General features: G+C 62.6%; 6 protein-coding genes. 3 read left to right on the top strand and 3 right to left on the bottom strand.

What is annotated here, in order from left to right:
- Positions 1-16 precede the first annotated feature (16 nt).
- The 3 genes from EOA27_RS26110 to EOA27_RS26100 all read right to left on the bottom strand — a co-directional run bounded on the left by EOA27_RS26110 (position 17) and on the right by EOA27_RS26100 (position 2336).
- Entirely contained in the window at positions 17-1048 is a 1032-nt protein-coding gene (locus tag EOA27_RS26110) for a sensor histidine kinase (protein ID WP_126080877.1), read from the bottom strand.
- A gap of 155 nt (positions 1049-1203) precedes the next feature.
- Positions 1204-1368: a DUF1328 domain-containing protein gene (locus EOA27_RS26105; protein WP_018429836.1), complete on the bottom strand. Its 165-nt coding sequence runs from the start codon at positions 1366-1368 to the stop codon at positions 1204-1206.
- A gap of 173 nt (positions 1369-1541) precedes the next feature.
- Positions 1542-2336 (bottom strand): response regulator, encoded by a 795-nt coding sequence (locus EOA27_RS26100; RefSeq protein ID WP_126080878.1) that lies wholly within the window; start codon positions 2334-2336, stop codon positions 1542-1544.
- A gap of 218 nt (positions 2337-2554) precedes the next feature.
- Between EOA27_RS26100 and EOA27_RS26095 the strand changes: the two genes are divergently transcribed.
- From EOA27_RS26095 to EOA27_RS26085, 3 genes are all read left to right on the top strand, one after another.
- Complete coding sequence (locus tag EOA27_RS26095) at positions 2555-2758, top strand: NepR family anti-sigma factor (RefSeq protein ID WP_042641626.1); 204 nt, start codon at positions 2555-2557, stop codon at positions 2756-2758.
- A 3-nt stretch (positions 2759-2761) separates the two neighbouring features.
- Complete coding sequence (locus EOA27_RS26090) at positions 2762-3313, top strand: RNA polymerase sigma factor (RefSeq protein WP_027166584.1); 552 nt, start codon at positions 2762-2764, stop codon at positions 3311-3313.
- Positions 3314-3451: 138 nt separating this feature from the next.
- On the top strand, positions 3452-3953 hold a 502-nt coding region (locus EOA27_RS26085; RefSeq protein ID WP_145970536.1), incomplete at its 3' end, for an EamA family transporter.

Genomic DNA, 3953 nt, shown 5'->3' with positions numbered 1-3953 from the left:
GCGCCATAGGGCGCAATCAATCCGTCTCGAAATTTCCATGCGGGACGGTGAGGCGGTATTCCATACGGTCCTTGCCGATTTCGAGCGTCGCGGAGCCGTTCAGCGACATCGGCACGACGCGCTCCAGCGCCACGCTGCCGAAGCGCTTCTCATTGCGCGGCGCGTCGCCGACCGCCTCCGTCCAGGTCAGCAAAAGGCTGGGCGAGCTTCCGCTTTCGGGTTCAAGCCTTGCGCTCACTTCGACATGGCCGTCAGCTCGCGACAGCGCGCCGTAGCTCACCGAGTTCACAGCCAATTCGTGCATCGCCAAGCCGATATGCAGGGCGGCATTGGGGTTAAGATAGGGATTGTCGCCCGCGAACCGCAGGCTCCGGGCCAGATCGGCGCTGTAGCGGCCGACCTGGCCGGATACGAGTTCCTGCAGCGCCGCTCCCCGCCAGTTGGAGGATGTGACCAGATCCTGCGAGGACGCGAGCGATTGCAGCCGGCCGCGAAACCGCGCCAGGAACTCACCGAGCGTCTCCGCGTAGCGTCCTGTCTGTGTGGCGATGCTCTGGATGATGGCCAGGAGGTTTTTCGATCGGTGACTGACTTCGCGCAGCAATGCCTTCAGCGTCTGCTCGCGACGTTTCTGCTCCGTCGTTTCCACCATGGTAGTGACGACGCCGAGGACTTCGCCGGCGTCGCCGCGGTCGGCATCGACCCAAAGCTGGAACCAACGGACGCCCTGGCTTCCTGGAATGCTGAGCTCGAGCTGGTCGGCGTTGCCGGATTCGATCACCTTGAGCTTGACGGCGCTTATACGTTCGGCCTGCGTCGGCGAAAGCTGGTCCTTGCCGTCGGCGGTTTCGGAGGCCCACGGCGCGCCCATGTTGCGCGCCCAGACTGTTTTCATCTGCCGATCCTGATAAAGAACCGAGATTCCGGCATTGTGCAGGGCATGAAGCAAGGCTCGCCCCACCTGCATCCCGCTTTCGGCGGGATGCATCGCGATCACCTCGCCGTCACGCCTTTCAGTCCTGTCCTTGGTGGGATCCTCGGGAGGCATCGGAACATCCCCGCACTCGGTCCTTGAACGGTTTCAATCCGCAACTGGTTCCGACGCCGCAGGCTCTCCAAAACGGTCCGCCGGACGGCGCTCTTTCGAGACGCCGCCCGGCGGTGGCTGGAAACCGTTTGAGGGGTGCGGCTTCCAGTGTCGCGTCAGGCTCTCCTGAAGAGGCCCGCGATGAGCGAAATCACCAGGAAGGCGAGGAAGATGAAGAACAGGATTTGCGCGATGCCCGCCGACGTGCCGGCGATGCCGCCGAACCCAAGCGCGCCGGCGATGATCGCAACTACGAGAAATACGAGCGCCCAGTACAGCATGATGCGTCTCCTTGTTATGTCGGGAAAAGAACGTGGGTCGGTGCCGTTTGTTCCACCATTTGCTGAAAAAGACGATCCCCTTTGAAGGGACTTTTCAGATCGCAAACTGATGAGCGTCATGCGAGGCGCGAAGGCCCCGCTGACGCTCAAAACGGTCCAGCATTCGGAGCGGATCAGGCGGCGGCCTTGGCCTGCCGGTCGAAGAACAGGGCCTGGCTGATCAGAGCCTTGACCATGTCGGGATTGAAAGGCTTGGTGACCAGGAAGGCCGGCTCAGGGCGTTCGCCGGTCAGCAGGCGTTCCGGGAAGGCGGTGATGAAGATCACCGGCACCGGTGTCGACGACAAGATCTCGTTGACGGCCTCGATGCCAGAGCTGCCGTCGGCGAGCTGTATGTCGGCCAGTACCATTTTCGGCCGCGTCTTGCCGAACATGGCCACTGCCTCGGCATGTGTACGTGCCGTGCCAACGACCCGGTGGCCGAGGCTTTCGACCATCTCCTCGATGTCCATGGCAATCAGCGGCTCGTCCTCGATGATCAGCACATCGGTCGCGACCTGTCGCGAAATCTCGCTGCTTGCCTGCGCAAGCAACTCCGAGAACTCGTCGTCGTCGACGTCGAGAACCTCCGCGGCCTCGTCCTCGCTGAAACCCTCCACGGCGACAAGAAGGAAAGCCTGCCTCGGCAAGGGCGCGATCGCGTTCAGATTGGCGGCCGCCCGCTGCTCCCAGGCTGTCTGAGCCTGCTCCTGCGGCACGCGGATGGCAACTGAGGTGAAGAGCCTGGCAAACACCTTATATATCGCAATACGGTCGCTGGAGGCTTCGGGAAAGATATTAGTGTCGGCGATGATGGCTTCCAGCATCGCGGCGACCAGCGCGTCACCGCTTTCCTGCGATCCGGACACCGCGCGCGAGAAGCGGCGCAGGAACGGAAGATGCGGAGCGATGGTTGCGGACAAACTCATTATTTACGTCTCCCTCAGATGACGTTGCACGTTCAAGGCCATGCTGTTGCCAGCCCCTGGAAAACCAACGCCGGCTTCCGGAAAAAGTTCCGCCAGCCATGGAACTAAATTAGCAGGCCTGCGTTTCGGGGTCTCGGGTTGGGCAACCAGACGAGGGTTCCGCTTGCGTTGTGGTTTGAAGTCGAAGAGCGGTTCCGGTGCTGGAAACTAGGGCTAACATGAAAGAAATGTCAAAAAAACAGATGGCTGATGCCAAGAGCAGGCATCGGAACGGGGATGGCAACCCGCTTGGAGCAAACTCCGAAATTGCCCGCAAGCTCAAGCAATATTACGACGAGCTGGTCTCGGATCATGTGCCGGACCGTTTCGCTCAGTTGCTCAGCCAGCTGGAACAGACCGAACCTGCCCAGAAAAAGGACTGAGGCATGGCGGCGGTATCCCAGAGCTTCAAGACCGAGCTACTCGGTGCGATCCCGAGCCTGCGTGCTTTTGCCGTGTCGCTGACGCAGAACGCCGACCGTGCCGACGACCTCGTCCAGGAAACGCTGGTCAAGGCGTGGGACAAGCATGAGAGTTTCCAGCCGGGCACCAATCTCAAGGCCTGGCTGTTCACCATCCTGCGCAACGAATTCTATTCGCAGATGCGCAAGCGCGGCCGCGAAGTGCAGGACAGCGACGGCATCATGACCGCCAGGCTTGCCGTCCATCCGGCCCAGCACGGTCAGCTCGACCTCAAGGATTTCCGCGGCGCGCTCGAGCAACTGCCCGAGGACCAGCGCGAAGCCATCATCCTGATCGGCGCTTCCGGCTTTTCCTACGAGGAAGCCGCCGAAATCTGCGGCTGCGCGGTCGGCACGATCAAGAGCCGGGTCAGCCGGGCGCGCACTAGGCTGCAGGAGATCCTCAAGATTTCCGGCGAGGACGAGTTCGGACCCGACGCGATCTCGGCGCAAGTGACAGGCTCGAACGCGGCCTGATTTTCGGGGCGCGGAGCGCCGCCTGGCGTCCCTAAGTGCGATACCGGCCATTTCGGCGGGCGTGATCGGCTCGCCGAGCTCGGTATTCACGAGGACTTGCTTGTCAGGTCAGGCCGCAGTTCTATTCTATTCGGCGGTATGGAAACAGTATCTGCAGCATCGGTCTTCCGCCTCCAACTGCCCTTGGACGGGCTGCGGCCGCTCGGTCCGCGAGCCAGGGCGGCCGCCCTTGCCGTGGGGGCCGTGCTTTTCTGGGCGACATGGCCGACACTGGCCACGCTGGCGAGCCCCGCGCCTCCGTTCCTGGTCTTTGGGCTGGCTGCGGCCATAGGCTTTGTCGCCGCGCTTTTCATGGCGTTCATGCGTAGGCGCACCGCCTCCTTCGTCGCCACGCCGTTCCGCACGGTCCTTCTGGTCAGCGTCGGCCTCCTCGTCAACAATGTCCTTTATCTCTTCGCCATGCCCAGGATCGGGCCGGCGGAGGCGAATGTCGTCGCTTATCTGTGGCCGGTGATGCTGGTGCTCATCATGGCCCGGAAGCGGCGTGAACGGCTCGGCCCGTCGCGCCTGGGCAGCATTGTCCTCGGCTTCGTCGGCGCGGGGGTTGCGATCGGCCCCAGCTTTGCGCTCGGCTTCGACC

It is taken from the genome of Mesorhizobium sp. M2A.F.Ca.ET.037.01.1.1 (assembly GCF_003998075.1).
GTDB lineage: Bacteria > Pseudomonadota > Alphaproteobacteria > Rhizobiales > Rhizobiaceae > Mesorhizobium.
This window is presented reverse-complemented; position numbering and strand designations above follow the sequence as displayed.